Origin of the sequence: Novosphingobium guangzhouense (assembly GCF_002896965.1) — a bacterium.
Taxonomy (GTDB): Bacteria; Pseudomonadota; Alphaproteobacteria; order Sphingomonadales; family Sphingomonadaceae; genus Novosphingobium; species Novosphingobium guangzhouense.
In genome coordinates, this window is sequence record NZ_LYMM01000002.1 from 297,724 (window position 1) to 323,817 (window position 26,094).

Genomic DNA, 26,094 nt, shown 5'->3' on the forward strand with positions numbered 1-26,094 from the left:
CATTTTCCGATCGGCGGCGTCACCTGATGTCTCGGAAAATGTGGCAAACCAAAGCTTAAACAGGCTCTCAACGGAAGAGGGGTCGGCGTGAAAACGTCGGCCCCTTTTTCCTCCTGCGCACGACAAACTTCTAAGGCGGGTCGAATACCGAGTTCATGCGGGCTGCGTCAGTACCGCACGTGCACGGTGACAGTATCGGTATAGGTGTCGGGCCGGTAATTGGCGCTCGGCACCGAGACGTAGACGGGGATCGCGTCGGCGGCGCCGGTTCCGGTGCCACCGACGCCGTTGCCGACGCTCGTGGTGGTGGCGGTATCGCCCCAGATGGGGCCGGTGTCGCTAATCGATCGTAACTGGTAATTTGGAGTGTCGGGGTTGCCGCTGGTGCCGGCGAGGCTGCCCAGCCCGTCCGAATTGCCATTCGAGGGCATGAGGCCCACGTAGTAAGGCACGTTCGCCGGACAGGTGACGCTGATCGTGGTCGATCCCGTTGTGTTCACCGCAGTAGTCGGCACGGTGCCGAGATTTGCGGGATTTCCGGCTTCTACGATGCAGGCGGTGGGGCGCTCGGCATTGACGACGAGGGTCATGTCGGCACCGTTGAAATCCGGCAGAATCGCGTTCTGACAGCGTGGATTGCCTTCCTGGATGAAGCCGACGATCGAATCGTAGAAATAGGCGGTGAAAGCGCCGGAGGTGCCGCGCACGGCGGGCGTGATGCGTCCGTAGTAGTTGAGGCCGACAGTGTAGCGCGATGGATTGCCCGCTGGCATCGTCACCGGGGTGCTTACAGGGTTGTCCTGCGTCCATACCACGCTCATCGCGGCGTCGTGGTAGACGTTGAAAGGGATCTGCTGCGTTCCGGTGTCGTCCTGCAGCATGGGCTGGTCCACGGTGCCCGGATAGCTTGGTGTGCCAAGCCCCGCGCAGAGCGTGAACGAGACGGGCGTATCGCTGTAGTTGTCGCACTCGACGAGTACCGATCCGGTCGCAGTCTCCGAACTGCCGAATAAAAGATTGGTCCCGGAAACGACGCCGCAGGTCACGTTGGCGTGGGCCTTCTCCGGCACGAGCAGAGCAATCGAGAGCGTCAGCGATGCCAGCAGGGCCAGCAGCAGCGCGATCCTGTGCGTCGAAATGTTCAGGTACCGTTGCATATGACTACTCCTGCCCGCCCTGCCTGTTCTACCGGCGGCATTGGGGGCACAGTGGCCCGGCATTCGCCGCCTTCGCGCGTGACGATCACTTGCGCGCCGGGTCGCGCCTCTTCCATGTAGAACTGCCCATCGAAACCGACCGCCATCGGGCCGCCCGCGCCATCGGCATAGCGGACGCGCGAACCTTCTGGAATGAAGCCGCCCGACGCATCGACGAGCGTGAGGAGCATCGAGCGGACCTCGTCGACTGGGAAGTGCACCAGCACGCCAGCGCGATCGGCGGGGACGGCTTCCTGGTGAATCTGCGTGATAGCGATTGAGGGCGGCAGCTCGTCGGGGTCTATCGCAAGGTCATTGCGCTGATAGGCATTGAGCCCGGTGACTAGAAGCTTGCCGTATTTGTTGGTGCGCCCGAATTCACGGTTGAAGAGCTGGACCGGCACGTCGGGAACGCCGCTGGTCGATACGACCGCGAAGGAATCGTAGATCGTGCGAGCCGGGTAGACGCCGCCGTCCATCAGCACGATCGAGCCGCGATAGCCGACATATCCGGTCGGATCGCCGTTGTAGATGTTGGCCCCCGCCGATGCATCGCCATAGCGGGTGCGGTATTCGAGGCGGCCGGTCCCCTGCAGGTCACTGTCGCCGTCGGCCTGGGTATTCCACACGTTTAGGTTCCATCCGAGCCCGCCTTCGAGCGGGGCAGGACGGCGCACGTTGAGGTCCACCCGTGTCTGGCCGTCCTGCTTCTGGAAGCCCAGGCTCACGTCGTCGCGGCGGTTGGGTGACCATGTGAGCGAGAGGAACACCGCCTCGCCACGGTCGCCCGACAATCCCTTCTGCGCCCGTGCGCCGATCCACCACTCGCGCGAGATCGGCTTGTTCCAGGCCAGTTCGACATAGCGATAGCGTTCGTAATCAGGGTATCGCTGGCTGACGTAATTGATGCCGATGGAGCCGATCACGCGGCCATAGATCGATGCATAGGCAAGGTCGCGTTCGCGTGGGTAGGGGGCGCCGTTGCGGCCGGCAAGGTCGGTGTAGTGGCGCGAGGCGCGCATGATCTCGCCGCCTACGCGAAGGCCATGGCCCATCCAGCTGTAGCCCACCGTGAAGTTCGAGCCCGAGCGGCCATCGGCGCGGCTTGCCGATCCGGACGCAGTGATCACGCCCAGCAGGCCAAGCCTTGCCGATGCCCCTGCGCCGCCATTGACGAAGCCGTCGCTGCCCTCGGCATGGCCTTCCAGAGTCAGCCAGTTCGTGAGGCCGTAGCGCACGTCTGCCGAGCCGAAGGGATCGTTGCCGTAATCGAACGAGCTTATGCCCCACCTGCGGCGCGCGACGCCTGCCTCTGCCGACCATTCGACAAGCCCCTGACGCAGCAGCAGCGGGGTTTCATAGATGCGAAAGTCGATCGAGGTAGTCCGCCCGGTCACGTCGGTCAGCAGGACCTGCGCATCGCCCGCGCCGTTAATGCGGGAGTAGCCGGGTTCCAGCACGAACGGGCCGGCGGGCACGTCTCCGGTGTAGCGGCGCGCGCCGTTGATGAAGAGGTCCACCTTGGAAGGCAGCGTTGCGCTGCCGAGGAAGGAGGGCAGCGGCGCGGTGATGAGATAGGGCTGCAGCAGGTTGTTGGTGCCGATCTGCACGCCGCCCATGCGGGTGGTGCGCGTCCAGCGCGAGGCCACCGTCAGCGTATCGCCAAGGCGCGCGGTGATGCGGCTTTCCGGCCAGGACCACGAGAGCGCGCTGTCGAGGCGGGTGAAGCCGTCGGTCCGCTGGCGCGCTCCACTCGATTCGCGCAGCATCCCGGTCGAGTTGATGACCATGTTGCCGTTGAAGTATCGCAGTTCATTGAAGCCCGAGATGGTGTAGTTGCCCCGCCCGAACACGATCGATGCGTCGTAGTTGACAAGGAGCCCCTGCGCCGATTGGGCAACGGCCGCAGCGCGTGTGCCAAGGCTGCGGCGGGTGGGCGCGAAGGTCAGCATCTGGGGCTGCACCATGAGGTCCAGCGACTGTTCGCCCGCATTGTACGTGGCCGAAACGCCTGCGATCCTGCTCAGCGAAACCAGCGTTTGTCTATCTTCCGTGCTCCCGGCCGGGATGGAAAGCCCAAGGCTGCGCAGCGTCTCGGGGCGGGTGCAGACCTCGCCCGCGATGAGCGCGAACTGGTGGAGCCCGGCATCCATGCCGTTGATGCGCACCTGCAGGATCAGCGGGGTGGCATCGTCCGCGCTTTGCGAAGGCGCCGTGGTGCCGAGAATGGATGGCGAGAAGACCTGCTCGTCCGCCGCCGCGCCGAGCATGGAGGCGTCCATCGGCGCCGCTTCGTCGGCAAGGGATCTTCCGCATGGTCCGAATGCAACTATAAGAGCTGTCTCACTGACCAGAAGAAGTCCGCGCCAGTGGCTGCGCGACTTTCTTGCCATTCACCGTCACCTCTAATGCCGAACCCTGGGGCGGCAGTCCCGCTCGTGGGCCGAGCGTGAAATTGATCGTTGATCCCGGCAGCACGTAGCCGACCAGCCCTTTCGCCAGCGGTGTCCGGCGACCGTCCGGCGTGACAATCGCGGCATCCGCAAGCTGTGCGTGGATCAGGCCCGTGTTCGCCACCGCCAGCGTACCCGCTGCCGGAAGTGCGAAGGATAGCTTCGGCTCCTCCTTGCGGCAGGCGCGCGAAGTCACGAAGACCGGGACCGAATAGCTCATCCGGTAGCGCAGGCCGTTGCCATCGGGCGGCGCGGCGGGATTGGGCAATTCGTCTATCGCTATCCGATAGGCATCCTCGCACGGGGCGCCCGCGCCGCCCGGCATCGAGCGACGCACCAGGCGGACAAGCTGTTTTGCTCCGCCGGAAAGCTCCACGAAGGGCGGGCTCGGCAGCACCTCCTCGGTCGCGGCGTAGGCATCTCTGCCGCTGTCCTGCGTCCAGTGAAACACCCGCACTTGCGCGCGCATCGCAGTTCCACCCGAATTGGTAAGCCATACCGTGCTCGACCGTTCCATGATGCGGACGAGGACCGGAGAAACCTGAAGGCCGCTGGCCAGCGCCGGAGCGCAGACCAGCGAGCCTGCGGCGAAACATGCCGCAGCAAAGGCAGTTCGGGACAAGGGTTTGCCTCGCCGTCAGTAGAATACAGTGACCGTCACCGTGTCGATGTACGATCCGGGCGTATAGTTGGTGCTGGCGACGCCTGCGTAGACGTCATAGGTCTCGTCCAATCCCGTTCCGGTGCCGGCAAGACCGTTCTGCGGATCGCCAAGAGCGGCAGAGCCCCACGCGGTCGTCCCGGCGTCGCTGTAGAGCTGGTAGGGCACGACGTCGGTTATGGCCGCGTCGGTGCTTTCCATTTCGCCGGCGCCCGTGGTGTCGGCGTTGGAAGGCGTCAGGCCGATCGTGTAAGGTGTCGTGAGCGAACAGTTGACCGTGATCACGCCCTGTTCGAGCAGGTCGGTTTCGGTCGTCTCGACCTCACCGAAATCGATGTTGGCGGGACCACCTGCGGTAACCGTGCAAGTGTCGACGATGGTGATCTCGACCGAGAACGTGTCGGTTACTTCCGCCGCGTTAGCGATTGCGGGAACGAGAAGCGCGGAAGCTGTCGCGATGTAAGCGGAAATCTTGCGGTAGACGGGCATGACGGCTCTCCAGAGGCTGGATGGAGTGTGCCCGTCAAGACTATCGCAAGCGCAGCATAGGGTCATCTTGGGATTAACCGCCGCGGATATCGGTATTAAACCCTATTGTTTGAAATGCCGAGAAATTGTTTTGCGCCTTATTTGGCGTCGCGTCTAATACTAACGCGTATTTAAGGCTGATGCACGTTACGCTCAAGGCCCATCGATTCGCAAGCGGCGATGGGGTCCGGGCCTAGTGTGGAGACTGGGCATGAGCTAACTGGACTGGCTGCCGGACGATCAGATGGCGCGGCCGTGATCGACGTCTCCGGGCGAGAGGGCGTCATTGCCCTTCTTCGCCTTGGGGCGCGGCGTTCGATCCCGATCATCGTGCAGCGCCGTCCTTTATGGGAAGCCTTGCAGGAACGGCGTTACAGTCCAGTGGAAAGCTTGGGCAAAGGCAGCATTCCGACGGTCGTGGATCAGCAGGATTGACCGGGTGGGCAGGGCGGAGGCCCGCCGGCAGGAGCCCCCATGGGACCACCCGGCCTGCGCATCCGCTGTCCGTCCTTGTCTCTGGGGCGCAGTTCTTCCATCGATAGATAGCCGTCGTGGTCCGTATCGGCAGCGTCGAACAGCTTTCCTTCGTAGGCCAGCAGTTCTTCAAGCGAGATGCCCGCATCGTAATTGGTGTTGGCGCGAGCGATGACCGTTCCGCTGAGCGGTTCGATCAGGGCGGCGAGCTGGCGGTCGTCGCCTGCATCGGGCATCACCGCTTCTGCGATCGGACCGTTGCGCTCGCCGGTCGCGGCGTCCTCGCTGGAGGCGGCGGAGCCCATCTTGCCCTGCCATGCAGTGAATTCGGCCATGGAGATCGACCCGTTGCGGTCGGTGTCTATGGTGATGAAGCGCTCCTTGATGATCGCCGCGCGGCGCGCTTCGACCAGTGCGTGCAATTCATCCAGCGTCACGGTGCCGTCGTGGTTGGTGTCGGCGTCGCGGAACATGTCGGTGACGATCTTGTCGAAACGGGCGCGCTTGATCGGCTTGGGCGGCTGGGGAGGACGACCGGCACCGCCGCCGCCACCGGGAGGGCCTCCGCCACCCCCCATATCGCCGCCGCCCATTCCTCCACCACCCATGCCTCCATCCATCCCGCCGGGCATGCCCTGGGCAAGCGCGGGAGGTGCAAGGGTGATGAGCAGGGCGGCAAGAAGCGGGGTAATCGTGCGGGCAGGGCGCATCGTCGTGCCTTCGTTGTTTCAAGGGCAGCGTCCCGCCAGACGCTTCGATCTGCGCTTAGCGGGTTGCAGCGTCCGCGCCGATGAAAAATTCGTCGCCAATCGTCGCAGATTTGCACATTCGACAATGGCGCGATCTCGGGTTAAGGGCGCGGCCATTATGCAGGAAAACGACCGCGATCTTCTGCCCGAAGGACTGGGCGACCGACTGGTGCAGCAGGCATGGGCCTCGCAGACGGTGCGCCGCGCCGCGCATGATGTTCTGGCAAGCCACGGATATGCGCGCGTGGAAACCCCGGTCCTGGAATTTGAGAAGGCCCTGGCCAGCCGCATGGCGGGTGTACAGGTGCGCCGCATGTTCCGCTTCGTCGATCCCGTGTCGATGCGGATGCTGGCGTTGCGTTCGGATATAACCGCACAAGTTGCGCGCATTGCGGCGACCGGCCTTGCCGAAGCCGCGCGCCCGTTGCGCCTGTCCTATTCGGGGCAGGTGGTGACCATCAAGGGCGACGGCCTCGACCCTGCGCGCGAACGCCTGCAGCTTGGGGCTGAACTTGTAGGCGCCGATTCGACCGAGGCGGTGGCAGAGATCGTCGAACTGGCGATCGAGACGCTGCGTGCCGCAGGGGCCACCGGCGTTTCGGTGGACTTCACGCTGCCCGACCTCGTCGACACGCTGAGCGCCGGGGCGCTGCCGCTGCCTGCGCAGAACATCGAGGCCGTGCGCCAGATGCTTGACGCCAAGGACGCGGGCGGACTGGTCGATGCAGGGGGCGGGGCCTATCTCCCGCTGCTTTACGCCGTGGGGCCGTTCGACAGCGCGATAGAGCGTCTGGCTGCTTTCGATGCCAATGGTGCGCAAGGAGGCGGGGTGCTTTCCGGTCGTATCGCAGCGCTGAAGGCGATCGCCGCGCGCGTGGGCGGCAAGGCCCGCCTGACGCTTGATCCCTCGGAGCGGCATGGTTTTGAGTACCAGTCGTGGTTCGGCTTCACGATCTATGCGGACGGTATTCCGGGCAGCATGGGGCGTGGCGGTACTTACGCGATCCTTGGTCAGACCGGCCGCAATCCCGAACCCGCGACCGGTTTTTCGCTCTACCCCGATCCGCTGATCGAGATGGTGGCAGCCGCATCGGGCGAGGAGCGCCGCCTGTTCCTTCCACTTGGCCACGACCGCGATGTAGCGGCGCGCCAGCGGGCGATCGGCTGGTCGACCGTCGCCGCGCTGTCGGACGCGGACGATGCGCGCGCGCTGGGCTGCACCTATCGGCTTGAGAATGGCGAGGCGGTGGCGCTCTAACCGAGCACGCGGGCCAGCCAGCGGTCGACTATGCCGGTCGCCGCGTAAGTCGGGTTGCCCAGTTCGCGGTTGATCTGCATGTGGCCGGGCAATCCGCGGCCGGGGAAACCTTCGCGCTCCACATGCGTGCCTGCCTTGCGCAGTGCCGCCTCCAGTTCCTCTGCCTGACGCACGCCGTCAACGCGCTGGACGTGGAGGAGCAGGAATTCGGGCGCATTGGGCGCAGCGGTCTGGAAGGTAGGCGAAAGCGCACGTTGCCGCGCCGCATCGGTGCCGAATGTCTGCCGGTAGGTGGCGCCCATCATTCGCCCTGCGTCCTGCATCTGACCGGGCACGTCGTAGGCGGCGCCGTCGATCGGGATGACGCCCCGGATATCGGCATAGGACAGGCCTGCCTTGCGCAGATATCGCGGGTCGGTGCCGACCAGCGCCACCAGATGGGCGCCCGCGCTGTGGCCCATCAGCACCACCCTCCCGCGCGCGATGCCCAACCTGTCCGACTGGCGGAGCAATGCGGCCAGCGCATCGGCGATGTCCTGCGCCTGTTGTTCAACCGTTGCATCGGGGACGAGGCGGTAGTTCACGCTGGCGAAGGCGTATCCCCTGCCGGTGTAGTGCGCCACCTTGTAGGGGCCGGTGGCGCCGTCCTTGTCGCCGCGCTTCCAGCCGCCGCCGTGGACGAAGACTACCAGCGGCGCGGGCACCTGACCCGGCGCGCGCCAGAAATCCAGCTTTTGCAGCGCATCTGTGCCGTAGGAAAGGCTCTGGGCCTGTGCCGCAGCGGGCTGCTGTGCGAAAGCGGGCGAAGCCGCCGCCATCAGCAGCGCGCCGATCAGGGAGGTAGTAGTGATCAGGGGGGATTTCTTCATGGTCGCAAGCTCTCTCGATGTGCCTGCAAGGTTGCAATCGGAGGGGGCAGGGGCAAGTCGCGAAGTGTAATCAAGGGTAACCCGTCGGTAAATGCCACGCCGTCTTCGGGCCTTGACTAGCCGCCCACCTTGCCCTTAGGGCGCCGACCGAAAAGCCGGGGCGCTCTTGCCCCAAAGACAATCCTTATCGCCGAGTCCTGTCGAAGGGCGTTATAGGATCCACCGTGGCAGGGTGGAGGAGTATATCCATGGCCAACGTAACCGTGATCGGCGCCCAGTGGGGCGATGAGGGTAAAGGCAAGATCGTCGACTGGCTCGCCAGCCGCGCGGATGCCGTGGTGCGCTTTCAGGGCGGCCACAATGCAGGGCACACGCTGGTCGTGGGCGAACAGGTCTACAAGCTGAGCCTGCTGCCTTCGGGCATTGTCACTGGCACGCTGTCGATTATTGGCAACGGCGTGGTGCTTGACCCGTGGCACCTCAAGTCCGAAGTCGAGAAGCTGCGTGGCCAGGGTGTCGAGATCAATCCCGAGAACTTCGCGATTGCCGACAACTGCCCGCTGATCCTGCCGGTCCACCGCGAACTCGATGGCCTGCGCGAAGCGGCCGCGGGTGCGGGCAAGATCGGCACCACCGGTCGCGGCATCGGCCCGGCTTACGAGGACAAGGTCGGTCGCCGCGCGATCCGCGTGTGCGACCTTGCGCACCTGGACGCGCTGGAGCCGCAGCTGGACCGCCTGTGCGCGCATCACGACGCGCTGCGTGCCGGTTTCGGCCAGCCCCCGATCGATCGCGAAGCGCTGCTGAACGAACTGCGCGAGATCGCGCCCTTCGTGCTGCAGTTCGCGCAGCCGGTGTGGAAGCGCCTCAACAAGGTCCGCAAGGCCGGCGCCCGCATCCTGTTCGAAGGCGCGCAGGGTGTTCTGCTTGACGTCGACCACGGCACCTATCCCTTCGTCACCAGCTCCAACACGGTGTCGGGCACGGCCGCCAGCGGTTCGGGCCTAGGCCCCTGTGCCACAGGCTTCGTGCTGGGCATCGTCAAGGCTTACACCACCCGCGTCGGTTCCGGCCCGTTCCCGACCGAACTTGAGGACGAGACCGGCCAGCGCCTTGGTGAGCGTGGCCACGAATTCGGCACCGTCACCGGCCGCAAGCGCCGCTGCGGCTGGTTCGACGCGGTGCTGACGCGCCAGTCCTGCGCAATTTCCGGCGTCACCGGCATTGCGCTGACCAAGCTCGATGTTCTCGACGGGTTCGAGAAGGTGAAGATCTGCACCGGCTACCGTCTCAACGGCAAGGTGCTGGATTATTATCCCAGCCACGCAGCGGATCAGGCCGCGGTCGAGCCGATCTACGAGGAAATGGACGGCTGGCAGGGGACCACCGCAGGCGCTCGTTCGTGGGCGGACCTGCCCGCGCAGGCGATCAAGTACATCCAGCGCGTCCAGGAACTGATCGAGACGCCGGTGGCGCTCGTCTCCACCAGCCCCGAACGTGAGGATACCATCCTCGTGCGCGATCCGTTCGTGGACTGATGACGATGCGGGGCGTCCTTCGGTTCGCCCCGCTGATCCTGCTGCTGGGCGCGACCGATGCGGCCCCGATGCTGGCGCCGAGGTCGGCCCAGCCGCTGACACTGCCCGATATCGCCATGATCCGCGTGCGCAAGGCGGCGCGGATCATGGAGCTTTACGCAAGCGAGGGCGCAGGGTTGCGCCTTGTTCATCGCATCGAGAACATACAACTGGGCGATGAGCCCGTCGGCCCCAAGCGGTTCGAGGGCGACGAGCGGACGCCGGAAGGGCGCTATGTCATCGACTGGGGCAACCCGGGCAGCGCGTACCACCTCTCCCTCCATATCTCGTACCCCAATGCAGCCGACAGGGCCTTCGCCGAGGCGCGCGGGCGCTCCGCAGGCGGGATGATCATGATCCACGGCCAGCCCAACGGCTGGGCCGCAACGGCAGGCGCCAGCCGCGTGCCGGGTGACTGGACCGATGGCTGCATCGCTGTCTCCGACGATGAGATCGAGGCACTGTGGGAAGGCGTTGCCGACGGAACACCGATTGAAATAGAGCCTTGATGCGGACACCTTTCCACGCAACCTTGCGTGCAGAAAGTCACGCTTGCATGAATTGCAATTTCCGGCATTGCTGGATTGTAAAACGCAAGGGCAACCCGGTTGCCGCTTAATAGTTAGGAGCCTAAGTACCCGCTCGAAGCAAGCCCCCCGGAACCCATGACAGACCGATCGAGCCTAGCCCATGACCTGGCCACTCAACTCGCGCCCGTTGCGCGGGCGTGGCGTCAGCTTGCCGATCGCATTCTGGCGTCGCTGGAGATTTCCAATTCGGCAGGCTGGGCGCTCGTCCATCTGGAGCGGCTGGGGGCAGGGGCGCGGCAAGCCGAACTTGCTCGCGCCATCGGCATCACCGAAGCATCGTTGACGACCACCGTGCGCCAGCTGGAAGGCGCAGGGCTGGTGGAGCGTATTGCCGATGCAGAGGATCGCCGCGCGAACCGCCTTCACCTGACGCATGACGGCGCGCGCATCGCTCGCAAGGCTGAAGCGCGACTGGTGGCGCTGCGGGGTGAACTGCTGGACGGTATTCCCGATGCGGACCTTGAAGCGGCGGTTCATTTGATCGCGAAAGTCGGTGACCGCATCGCAAACATGCGAGGGCGGCCATGAACGCCCGTGTAGCCGCGCGCTGGGGCATTCCGGCCGCAATCTTTTCGCTCAAGGCTTTCGCCGCTGCGATCCTTGCCGCCTACATCTCCTTCTCGATCGGGCTGGAGCGGCCTTACTGGGCATTTCTGACCGCCTATATCGTGGCTGCTCCGCTGGCGGGGGCGGTAGTGTCGAAGGCGCTGTTCCGCGTGGTCGGTACGTTCGTGGGCGCGGCGGCCTCGGTGCTGATGGTGCCGCCGCTGGCTCATTCGCCCGAACTTCTGACGCTGGCGCTGGCGGCGTGGCTGGGGCTGTGCGTTTTCGTTTCGCTGCTGGATCGCACGCCGCGCGGCTACATGTTCGTGCTTGCGGGCTACACCGCCTGCCTGATCGTGCTGCCCACCGTCAGCACGCCCGACCTTATCTTCGAGGATGCCGCGCTGCGCGTGCAGGAGATCACGCTGGGCATCCTGTGCGGCAGCCTGATCCACGGGGTCGTGCTTCCCGGCTCCGTCTCCACGTTCCTGCTCGGACGCGTGGCGATGATGTTGCGCGATGCCGAACGATGGACCCGCGATTCGCTGGAGCTTGAACCTGACCCCTCGATCGAGGCGGAAAAGCGGCGTCTTGCGCAGGATGTCACCGAACTTCACCAGCTGTCGATCCACCTGCCGTTCGAAACCAGCCGGCTTGCTCCGCGCGTGCGCACCGTGCGTGCGCTGCAGGATCAGCTTTCGCAGTTGATGCCTCTGGGCGCCGCCGTTGCCGATCGCATCGCAGCGCTGCGCGAGCGCAACGGGTTGAGCGAAGAGGCGCAGTCGCTGCTGGCCGACACGCGTGAATGGCTGGCCAACATCGAACGCAGCCGTGACGAGCGTGAGCGGGTTGCCGTGGAGCTGAAAGCGCGCTGCGCCGCGCTGGAGCCACAGGTGGAACCCGATTCGGACTGGGACGACATGCTGCTGCTCAGCCTCGGCTCGCGTCTTTCCAGCCTGATCGACGCGCATCTGGACTGCCGTGATCTTGCGGCCCAGCTTGGGACCCGCAATCGCAAGCCGGTGTCCGCGCGCATTCCACCGCTGCTCGAAGGGCGCCGCAACCGCGAAGTTCACCGCGATTATCGCGGCGCACTGCGCGGTGCGATGGGCGCGGCGCTGACGATCATCCTGGGCTGTACGCTCTGGATCGGCAGCGGCTGGAATGACGGGGCGACGGCGGTGATGCTGGCGGGCGTGTTCCTTGCGCTGTTTTCGGCATCCGACAACCCGCTGCTGCCCTTGTGGATGTTCTTCAACGGCACCCTGATCGCGACGATCATCGGCATGATCTATGCCTTCGCGATCCTGCCACGGATCGACGGGTTCCCGATGCTGGCGATGAGCCTTGCACCGCCGCTGCTGGTGCTTGGCTCACTGATGCATTCACCGCGTTATGCGGGGGTGGCGCTTCCGGCTCTGCTCGGCATGGGCAGCCCTTTCATTATCGCGGTGAAATACAACGACAACTTCGTGACCTTTGCCGACAGTTCGATCGCGCAGCTGCTGGGCGTGCTTTTCGCGATCACCATGGCCCGCCTGCTGCAGACTGCGGGGCTGGAAAGCGCGATCCGCCGCACCTTGCTGGCAGGCTGGCGCGATATTGCGGAGCGCGCGAACGTCTATGGACCGCCCGACGTGCGCGGCTGGGTCAACCGGATGCTTGATCGCATTGCGCTGCTCAATCCTCGGCTGGCGCTGTCCGGCAAGCAGCCGGGCGCGCCGCTCTACGATGTGCTGCGCGATTTGCGCACCGGCGTTGCGATCGGCGAACTGCGCGAACTTCGGCTTGGTCTGCCCCCCGCCCGCAGTGCTCCGCTGAATAGCGTACTTGCGGACGTGGCGAACTATTACCGCCGCCTGGAGCCCGATCACCGTCCGCCTGCCGCACCCGAACTGCTGGCGGACATCGATTCCGCGCTGCGGATATTCACCCGTGACGAGGACCGCATGGTGCGGCGCAAGGCCGCGCTGGCGCTTGTTTCCCTTCGTCGCAACATCTTTCCAGAAGCCGCCGCGCTGAAAGGCCAGCCATGAACGGCGAAGTTTCCATCATGGGCGTGTTTCTGCCCACCCTGCTGCTGATCGCGGTGATCGCATCAGTCCTGACCATGCTGCTGATGCGCGTGGCAGACTTCGTGGGGTTCTATCGCATCGTCGCCTATCGCGCGCTCGTCGACCTGTGCCTTTATGTCATGGTGTTCGGCGCGCTTTCCTTCCTCGCCACCTACTTTGGTCTCCACCCATGAAGAACCTGCTACCCACCATCGGCCGCAGCGCCGCCACCATCGTCATCGTCCTGCTTGCCGCGTTCATCGCGTGGTGGATGTGGATGCATTACGAGCGCAGCCCGTGGACCCGCGACGGGCGTGTCCGCGCCGATGTTGTGCGTGTGACGCCCGACATCGGCGGTCTCGTCACGTCGGTGGCGGTGCGGGACAATCAGATGGTGAAGGCCGGTGATCTGCTCTTCGTGATCGACAAGCCGCGCTATTCGCTGGCGGTGGAGGAAGCGCAGGCAAGTCTGGCCAGCGCCAAGGCAACGCTGGGACAGGCCCAGCGCGAGGCATCGCGCGATCTGGCACTGGGAGACCTTGTCGCCACCGAATCGCATGAACAGAACGTCGCCAAGGTGGCCACCGCCCGAGCGGCTGTGCAGGAAGCGGTGAGTGCGCTCGATCGTGCAAAGCTGGACCTTCAGCGCACGCAGGTTCACGCGTCGGTCAACGGCACCGTAACCAACCTTGACCTGCACCCCGGCGATTACGTGGCGGCGGGCAGTCAGGCGATGGCGCTGGTCGATGGCGATTCGATCCGCATCGAAGGCTACTTCGAGGAAACCAAGCTGCCGTTGATCCGTATCGGCGCGCCGGTCAGCGTCAAGCTGATGGGCGAACAGCAGATACTCGAGGGCCGCGTGGAAAGCATTGCCGCGGGCATCAATGACGATACCCGCAGCGATTCGGGCAACCTGCTGCCCAATGTCGACGCGACGTTCTCGTGGGTCCGGCTGGCGCAGCGCATCCCGGTGCGGGTGAAGCTGACGCATGTGCCCAAGGACGTGCGCCTGATCCTTGGCCGCACGGCGACAGTCACGGTGGAGCAGCACGGCGAGGCTCAGGGCCAGAAGCAGGGAAGCAATGAAGCGAAGCCCGCGGCTACGGGAGCAGCGCAGTGAAACTGGCGCGCTGCTTGTCCTCGGCGGCGCTGGCGCTGGCTCTTTCGGCCTGTGCCACGGCCGGGCCGGATTACCATCCGCCGGAAAATGCCGTGTCCACCGCGCCCTCTGCGCAAGGCGCCTTCGCTTCGGCCAAGGGCGCGGCATTTTCGCAGGAGCCGCTGCCCGATCGCTGGTGGAAGCTTTACGAAGACCCCGCGCTCGATGCCCTGGTGGAGCAGGCGCTGGCGGCCAACACCGACTTGCGCGTGGCTGAGGCCAATCTTGATCGTGCCCGCGCGGTGCTGAATGAAGCCGCTGCGGCGCGAACTTTGTCGACTTCGATAAGCGGCGGCGTCGACGTGTCGCGTCAGTCGTCCACCGGGCGCGCATTGCCGGGGGTGGTAACCGATAACCTTGGGCTGGCGCTCAGCTACCCGCTGGACCTTCGCGGCAAGCTGCGCCGCGCGATAGAGGCCAGCAGCGCGGACGCCGAAGCGACCGAGGCGGCCCGCGATGCCGTGCGCGTGAGCGTGGCTGCCGCGACGACGAGCGCTTATGCAAAAGTCTGCGCGGCCAACTACCAACTGGCGGTGACCCAGCGCGTGGTCCAACTGCAGCGCCAGACCCTGGATGCTACGCGGCGGCTGCAGAAGGGCGGGCGAGGCACCGCGTTCGATGTCAGCCGCGCTGCCGCTGCGGTGGAGAGCAGCGCTGCCGCGCTTCCGGCTTTCACCGCCGCGCGGCAGAATTCGCTCTATCTGCTGGCGACGCTGCTGGGGCGGCCGCCTGCGGATTTCCCCACAGAAGTGGCCGGATGCGCCACGCTTCCGCGCCTTGCAGGGGCGATGCCGGTGGAGGATGGCGCCGCGCTTATCCGTCGCCGTGCCGACATTCGCGCTGCAGAGCGCACCATTGCGGCCGACACGGCCCGCATCGGCGTGGCCACGGCCGACCTTTATCCTTCGGTCAGCATCGGCGGTTCGCTGGGCTTTTCAGGGCCGCTGCACGAATTCGGCAGCGGGGACAGCTTCAACATGAGCCTTGGGCCGCTGCTGAGCTGGACTTTTCCCAATCGCCCTGCGGTGCGCGCGCGGATCGATCAGGCAGATGCGCAAGTGCGCGCCGATCTTGCCAGCTTCGACGGCACCGTTCTGGAAGCGCTGCGGCAGGCAGAAACGGCGATGGAAACATACGCGCGCGATCGTGAGCGGGAGGCGGCGCTTGGCCGTGCGGCGAATGCTGCCGGGCTTTCGGCGCAGCAGGCAGGCAAGCTGTTCCGTTTCGGCCGCAGCGATTTCCTTGATCTGCTGAGCGCGCAGGCCAGCCTTGCATCAGCGCAAGTCAGCCACGCTTCCGCGCAGACCGCATTGGTAGACGACCAGATCGCGGTGTTCCTGGCGCTGGGCGGCGGCTGGCAGCAATAGGGGCCCGGCTGACGCGCAAGCCTCAGAAATCGATGGCGATTCCTTTTTGCACCCAGTCGCCGTAGCGGGTGGGTGAAAGGCCGTCGGGATCGCTTTCGTCCTTGGCCTTGACGGGCTGGGGAGCGGGGTCGTTGGTCCAGTGAGCGGGCTTGGTGAAGGCCGCCGGACGTTGAGTGGCGCGCTTGGTCATGCGGTGCATGTGGTGCGGGTGGCGGAAAAACGCAATCCGGTATAGGGGCCGGCCATGGACATTCCCGGATTGCCCGCGCGCCGTGCCGCGCTAAACCTTATCGATGCCGTGTTGCGCAGGGGCGAGACGCTCGACCAGGCCGGCGGCTCCGCGCTCGCCCGCATCAAGGGCGACGCCGACCGCGCGCTTGCCCGCGCCATCGCCGCAGAGGCGCTGCGCTGGCGCACCGACCTGGATGCGCTGATCGATTCCGCCACCCGCCTGCCGCTGGCCGACGATGCGAAGGCGCGCGCGGTGCTGCAGATCATGCTGGCGCAGGTTTTGCGGCTGGAAACGCCTGCACATGCCGTCATCGCCACCGGGTTGCCGCTGCTGATGGGCGGCCCGCGCCGTCTGGCGCACGGTGTATTCTCTACGCTGACCAAGCGTGAAGTGACGCTGCCCGAAGTCCCGACCCTTCCCGAACCGGTGATGGAACGCTGGGGCGCGCGGGCCGAGGCGATCGCGGCCGGTCTTGCGGTGCCGCCGCCGCTCGATCTGGCGCTGAGAGATGCCGAAGCGACCGCCGAATGGGCAGAGCGCCTTGGCGGCGTCTCGCTCATGCCCGGACATGTGCGCCTGCCACGCGGGATCGCGGTGGAGCATCTTGAAGGGTTCCGCGACGGCGCGTGGTGGGTGCAGGATCTGGCGGCCAGCCTGCCCGCGCGAATGCTGGATGCCGGCAAGAGTGGCGGTGAGGGCAGGCGTGTGCTGGATTTGTGCGCCGCGCCCGGCGGCAAGACCATGCAACTGGCCGCCGCCGGCTGGAAGGTGACCGCGCTCGACAATGCCAAGCGGCGGCTGGAGCGGCTGCGCGAGAATCTGGCGCGTACCTCGCTGGAGGCCGAAGTCGTTCTGGCTGATGCCTTTGCGTGGGAGCCGGAAGAGGAGTTCGATGCGATCCTGCTCGATGCGCCATGCACGGCCACCGGCACGTCGCGCCGCCATCCTGACGTGCTTCACCGCATCGGACCGCGCCAGATCGCAGAGTTGGCCGAAGTGCAGCAGCGCATGCTGGCCCGTGCCGCGCAGTGGCTCAAGCCGGGTGGCACGCTGGTCTACGCCGTCTGTTCGCTGGAGCAGGAAGAAGGTGAAGATCGCGCCGCCGAGGTCGAAGGGCTGACGCTGGCCCCCATCACTGCCGATGAACTGCCCGAGGGACTGGCGCCGACCGGCGAAGGGTGGCTGCGCACCGATCCGGGGATGCTTGCCGAAGCGGGCGGCCTCGACGGCTTCTTCATCGCCCGCTGGGTGAAGCCCTAGGTTTCCGGTCTTAACGCCGGTTCGGATCGAGAGCGGACCGTCCGGCGCTGCGCGGCACTGACGTCATGGCGGGGCGCGGCTGAGCGCGGGGCGGCATCGCGCCGCCGTCCATCGCCATCAGCGCGGCGATGCGTTTTTCGGTGGCTGGATGGGTGGAGAACAGGTCCGACACCGAAGAGGGCACGATGTAGAGCTGCGCCGCCGCCGGGTTGCGCTCTACCGTCGGGTTACGCAGATGGGCGGCAGGCCCGGCGATCTTCTGCAGCGCCGATGCCAACGCGCGCGGGTTGCCGCTGATCTCTGCACCCGCCTTGTCCGCGCCGTATTCGCGGGTGCGGCTGATGGCCATCTGCACGATCATCGCGGCGAACGGGGCCATGACCATCGCGGCAATGGCGGCCATCGGGTTCGGGCGATCCTCCGAATTGCCCATGTGGCCGAAGAACATGCCGAAATTGGCGATCATCGAGATCGCGCCCGCAATCGTGGCCACCATCGTCATGACCAGCGTGTCGCGGTTCTTTACGTGGCCCAGTTCATGCGCCATCACGCCGGCCACTTCATCACGGCTGAGCATGTTGAGCAGGCCCGTGGTTGCGGCGACGGCGGCATGTTCGGGGTCGCGGCCGGTGGCGAAGGCGTTGGGTGCATCGGTGTCGATCACGTAGACACGCGGCATCGGCAGTTGCGCACGCTGCGCCAGTTCGGCGACGAGCCGGTGAAATTCGCTATCCGGGCCGACTTCGCGAGCGTTGTGCATTTTAAGCACGATGCTGTCGGCGTTCCAGAAGGTGAACAGGTTCATGCCCGCCGCCACGACCAGCGCGATCACGGCGCCGCCGGTGCCGCCGAACATGTAGCCCAGCCCCATGAACAGCGCCGTCAGCGCCGCCAGCAGCATGGCCGTCTTCATTCCGTTCACTTTCAATTGTCTCCTTGAGCGTTTCTCCCCGCGAATCTAGGGTCGGGCGCAAGGGTTTCAATGGCGTGCGCCGTACCCGACATATCCCGTTACGCGAACGAAACCGGCAGGAAAGATTGGCCAGCTCCGACCCGAAACCCGCAGTCCCGCAAAGGCGCCGTCGCCGTTCCTCCGAGGAGGTGGCCGACCGCATCCTTGAAGCCGCCGCCGAGGAGTTCGAAGCCTGCGGCTACGCTGGCGCGACGACGGCCGCGATCGCCCGCCGGGCCGAAGTGACGGAAGCGCAGATATTCCGGTTTCACGAAAGCAAGCAGGCGCTGTTCCATGCGGCGATCTTCACTCCGCTCAATCGCCATTTCGCGGACTTTCAGGCCCGCACTGCCGGAGCCGGGATGGATGTGTCCGAGGGAAGAGACGTGGCTCGGGCCTATATCGGCGAACTTCTCGATTTCATGGCGAGCCACTCGAAGATGTTCCTCTCTCTCGCGGTCGCGAATGCCTATTCGCCAGAGGCCACCGGCGGGATCGAGGCGCTGGACGGGCTGCAGGCCTACTTCCGCAAGGGCGAGGCGATGAGCCATGCGCGTGTTGGCGATGCCTCGCGCATCGCCCCTGAGCTGATGGTGCGCGTGTCTTTCGCGGCGGTGCTGGCGAACCTGATGTTCCGTGACTGGCTGTTCCCGCCCGGCATGGCGTCCGAGACACAGATCAGGGACGCCATCGCCGCCTTCGTGATCCAGGGGATCGAGGCCAACGGCCCGGTATAGCCGTTTCCTCTCCGAAGTTGCTCAGGCGGCGGGATCAGATGCTGAACCCGAACACCCGCGCCGCATTCTCCGACAGCGTCGTGCGCGTGTCCTGCGCGGTCAGATCGGCCGTCATCTTCAGCGCCACGTCGCGTGAGTGGGGCCAGATCGTGGCGGAGTGCGGATAGTCGGACGAGAACATCGTCATGTTTGCCAGCCAGGGCCACAACCCGGTCTGGATCATCTGGTAGCCGCAGTAATCGTCGACGTTGGTGGTGAAGACGTTGCGGCCGATGAACTCTGTAGGCGAGTGCTTGAGCTTTACGGGGAACCACGATTTCTGGATGTCCCAGTGATGCTCCATGGTCTGGACCCAGAACGGCGCCCAGCCGCAGTCCACCTCGGCGCCGACCATCTTGAGGTTGGGGTAAAGATCGAAGATCCCCGCGAAGATCAGGTACGAGAAGGGCTTCAGACAAGAGAAATAGCGCGTCACGATCCCGCCGATTGAGACCTTGTCTTCCTGCAGCCGGTCCCAGTCGGTTGCATCGGGCGGACCGCCGTGGTTGCGGTGCATGCACAGCGTCAGCCCCAGTTCGTCCGCCGCCTGCCAGACAGGGTGATAGTGCGTGGGGTGGTTGTAGGGGATGGTCGGATTGCCCGGAATGTACATCGCCCGCGCGCCCTTTCTGGCACAGCGGCGCATCTCGGCGACGGCGTGATCGATGCCCAGTTCCGTGGGGTTGATGGCAAGCCCGCACAGGCGGCTGGGATCGGCAGACTGGAAATCGTCCAGGATCCAGTCGTTGTAGGCTACGAAACCGGCTGCGGCGACTTCCTTGTCCGGGTGCGTGTAGAACGAGGGGCTGAAACCCGGATACGTGACAGAGGCCCAGACGCCGTCGATATCCATATCCGCCAGATGCGCTGCGCCTTCGTAGTTGCCGCGACGCAGATCGGCATGGCGCAGGCCCGACATGCGGTATTCGCTTTTGTCGAAGCCCGCCATGCATTCAAGGCCGTAGGTGCGTTTGGGCGGGGTGCCGTCGATGCTCCACCCTTCGCCGCCGTCGCGTCCCTCGATCACGCGCGGGGCCTTGTCCTTCAGATGCGCGGGGAACCGGTCGAGGAAGAGATTGCGCGGTTCGTTGATGTGGTTGTCGGCGCTGATCAGCTTGATGCCCAGTTCCTCGATACGGTCCTGCGGTCGTGCCAGAGCGGCGGTGGCCATGGCGATTCTCCCTTGTCTGCTTACCCGCGATCATACGCCTCTCAATTTATGTAGCAAGCGCTTGCTATTTCGCTGCCGCGATGGACAAGCGCTCTGGCGTTCAGGGCAGTCCGCCCTGCTTGAAGGGCCGCGCGCCATGCCATAGCCCCGGTGCGATCCAGCAAGAGGAGTCGTGACCGCCATGCCATTCAAGACCCGCGTTACCGAGATGCTCGGCATCGAACATCCGATCGTCCAGGGCGGCATGCAGGGCGTGGGCTATGCCGAACTGGCAAGCGCGGTGTCGAACGCGGGCGGCCTTGGCACGCTGACCGCGCTGACCCAGCCCAGCCCCGAAGCCCTGCGCGAAGAGATCGAGCGCTGCCGGTCGATGACGGACAAGCCGTTCGCGGTGAACATCACCGTGCTGCCCACGATCCTGCCGCCCGATTACAAGGCCTATGCGCAGGCGGTGATCGACGGGGGCGTGAAGATCGTGGAGACGGCAGGCACGCAGCAAGTCCGCGAAATCTGGGAAATGGTGAAGCCCCACGGCGTCACCGTGCTCCACAAATGCACCGCCGTGCGCCATGCGCTTTCCGCCGAGAAGCACGGCTGCGATATCATCTCGATCGACGGGTTCGAATGCGCCGGGCATCCGGGGGAGGACGATATTCCCGGCCTGATCCTGATCCCTTCGGCGGCGGACAAGGTGAAAATCCCCATGCTGGCGTCGGGCGGCATCGGTGACGGACGCGGGTTGGTCGCGGCGCTGGCGCTGGGGGCAGAGGGTATCAACATGGGCACCCGCTTCTGCGCGACGAAAGAAGCCCCGATCCACGACAATGTGAAGGCCAAGTACGTTGAGAACGACGAGCGCGGCACGAACCTGATCTTCCGCAAATTCAAGAATACCGCCCGTGTCGGCAAGAACGACGTGTCGGACGAAGTGGTGACCATTTCGCAGCGACCGGACGCGACGTTCGACGATATCCGTCATCTGGTGGCAGGTGCGGTGGGGCGCGAACTGTTGCAGAGTGGCGATCTGACCAAGGGGATATTCTGGGCCGGGATGGTGCAGGGCTTGATCCATGACGTGCCCACCTGCAAGGAACTGATCGAAAGGATCGTTGGCGATGCCGAGGCAATCGTGAAGGAACGCCTTGGCGGCATGCTCGCCTGATCGTACCGAGAGAGGGAGATTCCATGAGTTACGAGCACATCCTCTACACGCTGGAGGACGGCGTCGCGCGCATTTCCCTTAACGATCCCAAGACGATGAACGGCGTGACCGAGGCGATGGGGCTTGAGATGGTCGATGCCCTGGACATCGCCGCGCGCGATGCCCGCGCGGTGCTGCTGACGGGGGAGGGCAAGGCGTTCTGTTCCGGTGCGAACCTTTCGGCCGCGCAGGACATGCTGACAGACCCCATGCGCGATATCGGCGGGCAGCTCGACCGGGCGTTCAACCCCGTGATCATGCAGATCAAGACGATGGAGCAGCCCGTCGTCACGGCCATTCGCGGCCCGGCAGCGGGCTTCGGCGCAGGGCTGGCGGCGGCGGGTGACGTGGTGCTGATGGCGGAAGGCTCGTATTTCTTCTGCGCCTTCTGCCACGTTGGCCTCGTGCCCGATGGCGGCGCTACCTATCTGCTGGCGCAGGCGGTGGGCCGGGTGCGGGCCATGCAGATGATGCTGCTGGGCGAGAAGGTCGATGCCGCAACCGCGCTCGACTGGGGTCTTGCAACCAAGGTGGTGCCCGAGGAAGAGCTTGATGCAGAAGCCATGAAGCTGGCAAAGCGGCTGGCCACCGGCCCGCGCTCGCTCGGCCTGATCAAGCGCATGGCGTGGGATGCGCTGGATTCCAGCCTTGAAACCGCACTGCAGGCCGAACGACGCGGTCAGCGCGAAGCCGGTCGCACCGAAGACTTCCTTGAAGGCGTCAATTCCTTCCTCGAAAAGCGCAAGCCGGCCTTCAAGGGGTGTTGAGGGTGCGATGGCATCGTCCCGGATCGGGTCCGGGGCGATGCCTTCACCTTGTTCATCCGCCGAAGTTTACCTTCAGCCGCATACCGTACATGCGCGGTTCGCCGACCGATGCGGTTTCGAAGCCGACTTCCTCGGAACCCAGTCCGGCAGCATAGGTGTAATACTTTTCCTTGGTCACGTTGGTTGCGAACAAGGTCAGGTCCACCGGCGATCCGGCGATCCGCTCCCATCCGAAGTTGAGGTTGAGCAGCCCCAGCGATGGCAGCGTGCTGAATGCGGCGATAGCGGGATTGGGGTTTTCGCGGTCGATGTAGTTGACCAGCATCTTGGTGCGATAAGTATAGTCCGCTCCGAACGAGATGCGCCCGATGCTGTCGTCCAGCGGCAGCGTGTAGCGACCAGAGATCGTGAACTTATGCTTGGGTGACAGCACTTCGGGGTCGCCCACCTCGAACGGGGCGGCCAGCGTGAAGTTGGGGTCGGTATAAGTCAGGAGGCTTTCCGGCACCGATTTGATCTCGGTGTGAAGGTAGGTGTAACTGCCCGAAAGCGACAGCCCGGTGAAGGGGGTGATCGAAGCCTCCGCTTCCAACCCGTAGATTTCCGACTTGCCGGCATTGACCGGCGCTGCGGTGGACGCCTGCCCGCTGCCCTGCACGGCGTTGAAGCCGACCTGCAGCTGCTGGTTCTGGAAATCGTTGTAGAACGCGGCGAGATTGAACGTGGCAGGGATCGCGCCGTGGAAGCTGCTCTTGAAGCCGACTTCGTAGCTGTCCACGCGCTCTGCATCGACGAGGTTGAGTGGTGCCGACACGTTTGGCGCGATCGTGGCGGCGCGGTAGCCGCGCGCGTACTTGGCATAGGCCATCGCATCCGGCGTGAAGTTGTAGTCGAGATCGATCAGCCAGGTCGGCTTGTCCGAACTTTGCCGCAGCGTCACCACGCAGCCGGCGTCGGTCGATGTCGGATCGGTGCAGCGTGGATTGGGCGATCCGGGCAGGCTGGGGAAGGGACCGTAGCCGGGGGGATAGGCAAGCGTATAGGTCTGGCGCAGGCTGGTGTTGCGCTGCTTGTCCCAGGTATAGCGGATGCCGCCGGTCAGTTTGAGCCTTTCGGTCAGCGCATAAGTCGCCTGCGCATACACGCCGAAGTCCTGGAAGTAGGTGCGCCCCACGGTGTAGTTGACCGAGCCGACGTGGATCGGTGGCAGCGTCGCCGGGTCGGCGCCGGCGCTGAGCGCACCCAGATAGCTCAGGAAACCGATCGGGTCGTTACACTGGAACTGCGCGCCCTGATCGGTGCAGGATGCAAGGAAGGGCGACTGGCTGCCCGCCGTGCCCAGCGGCCGGCTGATCTCGGCATAGCCGCCGATCTGCCAGTTCAGCTTGCCGTCGCTGGACTTTCCCTGAAGCTGGATTTCGTCCGTGAAGGTGTACTGGTCTGCGGTCTTGAGGCCGGGCGGCGGTGATATCTGGGTGAAGGGCAAGTTGTACGTACCGATCGGCAGCTGCCCGCCAGTCAGGGCGTTGAAATCGATCGTCGCCATGACGCCGAATTCGGGTGCGTTCATGTCCTGCTTGTATTCGGCGTAGCTGGCGATGTTCTTGACAGTAAGCTGGTCCGACGCGCGCCAGGTCGTGGTGTTGATCACCTGCCACTGGGTAATCTTGCTGTACGACGTCGCCAGCGGGTTGATGACGTTGTAGAAGCCGGTGCCCTGCTGCGTCATCTGGCCTGCGAACAGACCGCCCAGTCCTTCAGACGGGTCGACCGCGACCAGCTTGGTGATCGGACCGTGCGTATCCGAATGGATGTACGATGCCACAAGGTAGTTTTCGAGATCCGGCGTCAGATCGGCGACGACGCTGAGGCGCAGCGACGTGTAGTCCACATCGTTGAAATCCCTGGGGCCGATGCCGCTCTGGTTCTTCAGGTAGCCGTCACGCACCATGCGGTCGCCCGAAAGGCGCACCTTGAAGGTGTCCGACAGCGGCAGGTTGATAGCGGCCTGGACGCGGCGCATGTCGTAGTTGCCGATAGACCCTTCGACATAGCCTTCCAGCAGGTCCGTTGGCCGCTGCGGCACCAGCAGCACCGCACCGCCCGTGGTGTTGCGCCCGAAAAGCGTGCCCTGCGGGCCTTTGAGTACCTGCACGTTCTGCAGGTCGAAGAAGCTGCCCGGCAGCACGCCATCGCCGGTGGGCAGGCCGTTGGACGCACCGCGCGGGGTCACCACCTCGGCAAAGTACGTGCCCACCGATGGCAATGTGCCGATGTCCTGCGCAAAGCCGCGGATCGCGAAAGTCGTGTTCTCGGTGCCGAAGTTGGTGTTGGAAGACAGCGACGGCGTATACGTCGCCAGATCATTGGCGTTGACCACATTGCGCTGGGAGAGTTGCTCCTGGTTAAACACCGTGATCGAGATCGGCACGTCCTGCAGACGTTCCTCGGCACGGCGGGCAGTGACGACGATGTCGTTCGCGCCGATCACGGGCTGGCTATTGCTCTGGGCAAGCGCAGGAGCCGCGAAGCCTAGCGCGGTCGAGGCGCAGAGCACGGCACGCAGGTGCATTGTGTTCATGATTGTTCTCTCCCTGACGACGCCTTCGATCCGCTGCGACCTGAGTCGAATTGGAAACGTCGTTCTCGCGATACCGTATTGCGCGATCGTTGCTCGGCAAGGGGAGTTGATCGGTTAGACCGGAGTGGGAACTGGTCCGGCCGGTTCAGGCATCCGATTGTTTTTCCGTAACTTTATCGGTTTGACGGCGCGTTCGCGAATCGCGTCATCATATCGCAGGGGGGAATTCTGCCGGACGTGTCCCCAAATGGTGACGTCTTTTGACCGCCAGCTGCCGGCTGGTCGGACCGAAAAAGCGGCTCGCCCTTCCTGTCAGACGACCTTTGCTGCGCGCAGCGCCGCCATCTGCGCTTCATCGTAGCCGAGTTCCGAAAGGATCTCGTCGGTATGTTCGCCCAGCATCGGCGGGGCCATGCGGATCGTCGCGGGGCTGGCGGACATCTTCGCCAGAGGGCTGGCGATAAGATCGACAGAGCCGCTTTCGGCCCATGCGTGCGGTGTCGTTTCGCGCAGCCCGCGATGCTGCACCTGCGGGTCTTCCCAGACGTCGGCCAGTTCGTTGTAGCGCGCGGCCGGGATGCCTGCCCCGTCGAGCATGGCCTGCACTTCGGCCACGGGGAAGCGGCGGCTCCAGCCGTTGATGATGTCCATCAGTTCCGCCCGGTTGGTCTTGCCCCGCTTGAGGTTGGAGTCGAAGCGCGGGTCGGCGTTGAGTTCCGGCTGCTCCATCAGCACCGTCAGGCGGCGCCAGTGTTCGTCGGTGCCGGCAGTCAGGTAGATGATGCCGTCCGCGCAATGGATCAGATCTGCGGGGCCGCCGCCATTGCCGCCGTTGCCGAGACGCGGCGGGGCGTTTCCGCTGATCAGGTAATCCTGCATGATATGGCTGACCATGGCGACCGAACTGTCGAGCAGGGCGATGTCGATATACTGCCCTTCGCCGGTACGGTTGCGGTGCATCAGCGCGCCCAGAATGGCGAGCGCGGTGTTGTGACCGGTGACGAAGTCGACAAGGCTTGGCCCGGTCTTTAGCGGCCCACTGCCGGGCTGGCCTTCGGGAATGCCGGTCACTGCCATCATTCCGCCGGTAGCCTGGAACAGCCCATCATAGCCCGGCAGCGCCGCCATCGGCCCGGTCTGCCCGAAGCCGGTGACAGAGCAGTATATCAGGCCGGGATTGATCGCGCGCAGGCTTTCGTAATCGAGGCCGAAGCGCTTCAGGTCGCCGACCTTGTAATTCTCGATCAGCACGTCGGCGCTCTTCACCAGATCGCGCAGGATCGCCTGTCCTTCAGGCTTGGAATGGTTCAGCGTGATGGAGCGCTTGTTGCGGTTGGATACGGTGAAGAAGCTGGAATGGCGCGTCTCGATCCCGTCCTTGCCGGGCACCCACGAAAAGCCGTAGCCGCGCCCGTCGTCACCCACGCCGGGCCGCTCCACCTTGATTACGTCCGCTCCCAGATCGCCCAGGATCTGCGCGCCCACGGGGGCTGCGAAGACGCGGCTCATGTCGATGACGCGGATGCCTTCGAGAGCGGCTTTCGGGGCGGCTGTGGGAGTGCTCATGATATTCGTTCGCTCGCTTGATGAGCGTTCTGCCTAGCCTCGTGCGGCACCGGGGCAAGGCGGGGGCAGGCAATACCGCCCCGGCGGTTCGACGGGCGGCGGGGGCA

At 64.9% G+C, this 26,094-nt stretch carries 24 protein-coding genes; 13 read left to right on the forward strand and 11 right to left on the reverse strand.

Annotation, left to right across the window (positions count from 1 at the left end):
- Positions 1–167: 167 nt before the first annotated feature.
- The 4 genes from A8V01_RS02975 to A8V01_RS02990 all read right to left on the reverse strand — a co-directional run bounded on the left by A8V01_RS02975 (position 168) and on the right by A8V01_RS02990 (position 4,799).
- Positions 168–1,157, reverse strand: coding sequence for a spore coat protein U domain-containing protein (locus A8V01_RS02975; RefSeq protein WP_170065816.1), 990 nt, complete (start codon positions 1,155–1,157; stop codon positions 168–170).
- The gene (locus A8V01_RS02980) at positions 1,142–3,478 is read right to left on the reverse strand and encodes a fimbria/pilus outer membrane usher protein (RefSeq protein ID WP_170065817.1); all 2,337 of its coding nucleotides are present in this window, start codon (positions 3,476–3,478) and stop codon (positions 1,142–1,144) included. The genes A8V01_RS02975 and A8V01_RS02980 overlap by 16 nt, the downstream gene beginning before the upstream one ends.
- Before the next feature lie 61 nt (positions 3,479–3,539).
- A complete protein-coding gene (locus A8V01_RS02985) occupies positions 3,540–4,271 on the reverse strand; it encodes a fimbrial biogenesis chaperone (protein ID WP_103094462.1) in 732 nt (243 codons plus the stop codon).
- Between the two features lie 15 nt (positions 4,272–4,286).
- The gene (locus A8V01_RS02990) at positions 4,287–4,799 is read right to left on the reverse strand and encodes a Csu type fimbrial protein (RefSeq protein ID WP_103094463.1); all 513 of its coding nucleotides are present in this window, start codon (positions 4,797–4,799) and stop codon (positions 4,287–4,289) included.
- Between the two features lie 294 nt (positions 4,800–5,093).
- On the opposite strand from A8V01_RS02990, the gene A8V01_RS02995 reads away from it, so the two are divergent.
- The gene (locus A8V01_RS02995) at positions 5,094–5,273 is read left to right on the forward strand and encodes a hypothetical protein (RefSeq protein ID WP_103094464.1); all 180 of its coding nucleotides are present in this window, start codon (positions 5,094–5,096) and stop codon (positions 5,271–5,273) included.
- On the opposite strand, the gene A8V01_RS03000 is transcribed toward A8V01_RS02995, so the two are convergent.
- Positions 5,261–6,022: an EF-hand domain-containing protein gene (locus A8V01_RS03000; protein ID WP_103094465.1), complete on the reverse strand. Its 762-nt coding sequence runs from the start codon at positions 6,020–6,022 to the stop codon at positions 5,261–5,263. The two genes, A8V01_RS02995 and A8V01_RS03000, sit on opposite strands and share 13 nt — an antisense overlap.
- Positions 6,023–6,179: 157 nt before the next feature.
- Here A8V01_RS03000 and A8V01_RS03005 point away from each other — a divergent pair, with 157 nt between their 5' ends.
- A complete protein-coding gene (locus A8V01_RS03005; RefSeq protein ID WP_103094466.1) occupies positions 6,180–7,319 on the forward strand; it encodes an ATP phosphoribosyltransferase regulatory subunit in 1,140 nt (379 codons plus the stop codon).
- Here the strand turns inward: A8V01_RS03005 and A8V01_RS03010 are convergent.
- The gene (locus A8V01_RS03010; protein WP_103094467.1) at positions 7,316–8,188 is read right to left on the reverse strand and encodes an alpha/beta hydrolase; all 873 of its coding nucleotides are present in this window, start codon (positions 8,186–8,188) and stop codon (positions 7,316–7,318) included. The two genes, A8V01_RS03005 and A8V01_RS03010, sit on opposite strands and share 4 nt — an antisense overlap.
- A 248-nt stretch (positions 8,189–8,436) precedes the next feature.
- On the opposite strand from A8V01_RS03010, the gene A8V01_RS03015 reads away from it, so the two are divergent.
- From A8V01_RS03015 to A8V01_RS03045, 7 genes are all read left to right on the forward strand, one after another.
- The gene (locus A8V01_RS03015; protein WP_103094468.1) at positions 8,437–9,726 is read left to right on the forward strand and encodes an adenylosuccinate synthase; all 1,290 of its coding nucleotides are present in this window, start codon (positions 8,437–8,439) and stop codon (positions 9,724–9,726) included.
- 5 nt (positions 9,727–9,731) lie between these two features.
- Entirely contained in the window at positions 9,732–10,274 is a 543-nt protein-coding gene (locus tag A8V01_RS03020; protein WP_103094553.1) for a L,D-transpeptidase family protein, read from the forward strand.
- A 156-nt stretch (positions 10,275–10,430) separates the two neighbouring features.
- Complete coding sequence (locus tag A8V01_RS03025; protein ID WP_103094469.1) at positions 10,431–10,883, forward strand: MarR family transcriptional regulator; 453 nt, start codon at positions 10,431–10,433, stop codon at positions 10,881–10,883.
- Complete coding sequence (locus tag A8V01_RS03030; RefSeq protein ID WP_103094470.1) at positions 10,880–12,934, forward strand: FUSC family protein; 2,055 nt, start codon at positions 10,880–10,882, stop codon at positions 12,932–12,934. The genes A8V01_RS03025 and A8V01_RS03030 overlap by 4 nt, the downstream gene beginning before the upstream one ends.
- Entirely contained in the window at positions 12,931–13,146 is a 216-nt protein-coding gene (locus tag A8V01_RS03035) for a DUF1656 domain-containing protein (protein ID WP_103094471.1), read from the forward strand. Before A8V01_RS03030 ends, A8V01_RS03035 begins: the two co-directional genes overlap by 4 nt.
- Positions 13,143–14,075 carry an efflux RND transporter periplasmic adaptor subunit gene (locus A8V01_RS03040; RefSeq protein WP_103094472.1) on the forward strand — a complete coding sequence of 311 codons (933 nt, stop codon included), beginning with the start codon at positions 13,143–13,145 and terminating at the stop codon, positions 14,073–14,075. Before A8V01_RS03035 ends, A8V01_RS03040 begins: the two co-directional genes overlap by 4 nt.
- Positions 14,076–14,077: 2 nt before the next feature.
- Positions 14,078–15,481, forward strand: coding sequence for an efflux transporter outer membrane subunit (locus A8V01_RS03045; protein ID WP_103094554.1), 1,404 nt, complete (start codon positions 14,078–14,080; stop codon positions 15,479–15,481).
- A gap of 22 nt (positions 15,482–15,503) precedes the next feature.
- Here A8V01_RS03045 and A8V01_RS03050 read toward each other — a convergent pair whose 3' ends face one another.
- Positions 15,504–15,671, reverse strand: coding sequence for a DUF1674 domain-containing protein (locus A8V01_RS03050; RefSeq protein WP_103094555.1), 168 nt, complete (start codon positions 15,669–15,671; stop codon positions 15,504–15,506).
- Positions 15,672–15,725: 54 nt separating this feature from the next.
- Here A8V01_RS03050 and A8V01_RS03055 point away from each other — a divergent pair, with 54 nt between their 5' ends.
- On the forward strand, positions 15,726–16,973 hold the full coding sequence (locus tag A8V01_RS03055; protein ID WP_103094473.1) for an RsmB/NOP family class I SAM-dependent RNA methyltransferase: 1,248 nt from the start codon (positions 15,726–15,728) through the stop codon (positions 16,971–16,973).
- Between the two features lie 10 nt (positions 16,974–16,983).
- Here the strand turns inward: A8V01_RS03055 and A8V01_RS03060 are convergent, their stop codons facing one another.
- Positions 16,984–17,895, reverse strand: a complete 912-nt coding sequence (locus A8V01_RS03060) for a M48 family metalloprotease (protein ID WP_245892285.1) — start codon at positions 17,893–17,895, stop codon at positions 16,984–16,986.
- 179 nt (positions 17,896–18,074) lie between these two features.
- On the opposite strand from A8V01_RS03060, the gene A8V01_RS03065 reads away from it, so the two are divergent.
- A complete protein-coding gene (locus A8V01_RS03065) occupies positions 18,075–18,662 on the forward strand; it encodes a TetR family transcriptional regulator (protein WP_245892287.1) in 588 nt (195 codons plus the stop codon).
- Positions 18,663–18,696: 34 nt separating this feature from the next.
- Here the strand turns inward: A8V01_RS03065 and A8V01_RS03070 are convergent, their stop codons facing one another.
- Positions 18,697–19,872 (reverse strand): amidohydrolase family protein, encoded by a 1,176-nt coding sequence (locus tag A8V01_RS03070; RefSeq protein ID WP_103094476.1) that lies wholly within the window; start codon positions 19,870–19,872, stop codon positions 18,697–18,699.
- A gap of 181 nt (positions 19,873–20,053) precedes the next feature.
- Between A8V01_RS03070 and A8V01_RS03075 the strand changes: the two genes are divergently transcribed.
- Together A8V01_RS03075 and A8V01_RS03080 are read left to right on the forward strand one after the other, a co-directional pair.
- On the forward strand, positions 20,054–21,034 hold the full coding sequence (locus A8V01_RS03075; protein ID WP_103094477.1) for an NAD(P)H-dependent flavin oxidoreductase: 981 nt from the start codon (positions 20,054–20,056) through the stop codon (positions 21,032–21,034).
- 23 nt (positions 21,035–21,057) lie between these two features.
- Positions 21,058–21,840 (forward strand): enoyl-CoA hydratase-related protein, encoded by a 783-nt coding sequence (locus A8V01_RS03080; RefSeq protein WP_103094478.1) that lies wholly within the window; start codon positions 21,058–21,060, stop codon positions 21,838–21,840.
- 52 nt (positions 21,841–21,892) lie between these two features.
- Here A8V01_RS03080 and A8V01_RS03085 read toward each other — a convergent pair whose 3' ends face one another.
- On the reverse strand, positions 21,893–24,421 hold the full coding sequence (locus A8V01_RS03085) for a TonB-dependent receptor (protein WP_103094479.1): 2,529 nt from the start codon (positions 24,419–24,421) through the stop codon (positions 21,893–21,895).
- Between the two features lie 312 nt (positions 24,422–24,733).
- On the reverse strand, positions 24,734–25,987 hold the full coding sequence (locus A8V01_RS03090; protein WP_103094480.1) for a CaiB/BaiF CoA transferase family protein: 1,254 nt from the start codon (positions 25,985–25,987) through the stop codon (positions 24,734–24,736).
- Positions 25,988–26,094 lie beyond the last annotated feature (107 nt).

Coding starts and splice junctions, on each gene's coding strand:
- A8V01_RS03035 (WP_103094471.1), top strand. CDS start 12,931: ATGAACGGCGAAGTTTCCATCATGGGCGTGTTTCTGCCCACCCTGCTG.
- A8V01_RS03015 (WP_103094468.1), top strand. CDS start 8,437: ATGGCCAACGTAACCGTGATCGGCGCCCAGTGGGGCGATGAGGGTAAA.
- A8V01_RS03020 (WP_103094553.1), top strand. CDS start 9,732: ATGCGGGGCGTCCTTCGGTTCGCCCCGCTGATCCTGCTGCTGGGCGCG.
- A8V01_RS03080 (WP_103094478.1), top strand. CDS start 21,058: ATGAGTTACGAGCACATCCTCTACACGCTGGAGGACGGCGTCGCGCGC.
- A8V01_RS03070 (WP_103094476.1), bottom strand. CDS start 19,872: ATGGCCACCGCCGCTCTGGCACGACCGCAGGACCGTATCGAGGAACTG.
- A8V01_RS02980 (WP_170065817.1), bottom strand. CDS start 3,478: ATGGACGCCTCCATGCTCGGCGCGGCGGCGGACGAGCAGGTCTTCTCG.
- A8V01_RS02990 (WP_103094463.1), bottom strand. CDS start 4,799: ATGCCCGTCTACCGCAAGATTTCCGCTTACATCGCGACAGCTTCCGCG.
- A8V01_RS03010 (WP_103094467.1), bottom strand. CDS start 8,188: ATGAAGAAATCCCCCCTGATCACTACTACCTCCCTGATCGGCGCGCTG.
- A8V01_RS03085 (WP_103094479.1), bottom strand. CDS start 24,421: ATGAACACAATGCACCTGCGTGCCGTGCTCTGCGCCTCGACCGCGCTA.
- A8V01_RS03000 (WP_103094465.1), bottom strand. CDS start 6,022: ATGCGCCCTGCCCGCACGATTACCCCGCTTCTTGCCGCCCTGCTCATC.
- A8V01_RS03040 (WP_103094472.1), top strand. CDS start 13,143: ATGAAGAACCTGCTACCCACCATCGGCCGCAGCGCCGCCACCATCGTC.
- A8V01_RS02975 (WP_170065816.1), bottom strand. CDS start 1,157: ATGCAACGGTACCTGAACATTTCGACGCACAGGATCGCGCTGCTGCTG.
- A8V01_RS03075 (WP_103094477.1), top strand. CDS start 20,054: ATGCCATTCAAGACCCGCGTTACCGAGATGCTCGGCATCGAACATCCG.
- A8V01_RS03025 (WP_103094469.1), top strand. CDS start 10,431: ATGACAGACCGATCGAGCCTAGCCCATGACCTGGCCACTCAACTCGCG.
- A8V01_RS03005 (WP_103094466.1), top strand. CDS start 6,180: ATGCAGGAAAACGACCGCGATCTTCTGCCCGAAGGACTGGGCGACCGA.
- A8V01_RS03090 (WP_103094480.1), bottom strand. CDS start 25,987: ATGAGCACTCCCACAGCCGCCCCGAAAGCCGCTCTCGAAGGCATCCGC.
- A8V01_RS03050 (WP_103094555.1), bottom strand. CDS start 15,671: ATGACCAAGCGCGCCACTCAACGTCCGGCGGCCTTCACCAAGCCCGCT.
- A8V01_RS03030 (WP_103094470.1), top strand. CDS start 10,880: ATGAACGCCCGTGTAGCCGCGCGCTGGGGCATTCCGGCCGCAATCTTT.
- A8V01_RS03055 (WP_103094473.1), top strand. CDS start 15,726: ATGGACATTCCCGGATTGCCCGCGCGCCGTGCCGCGCTAAACCTTATC.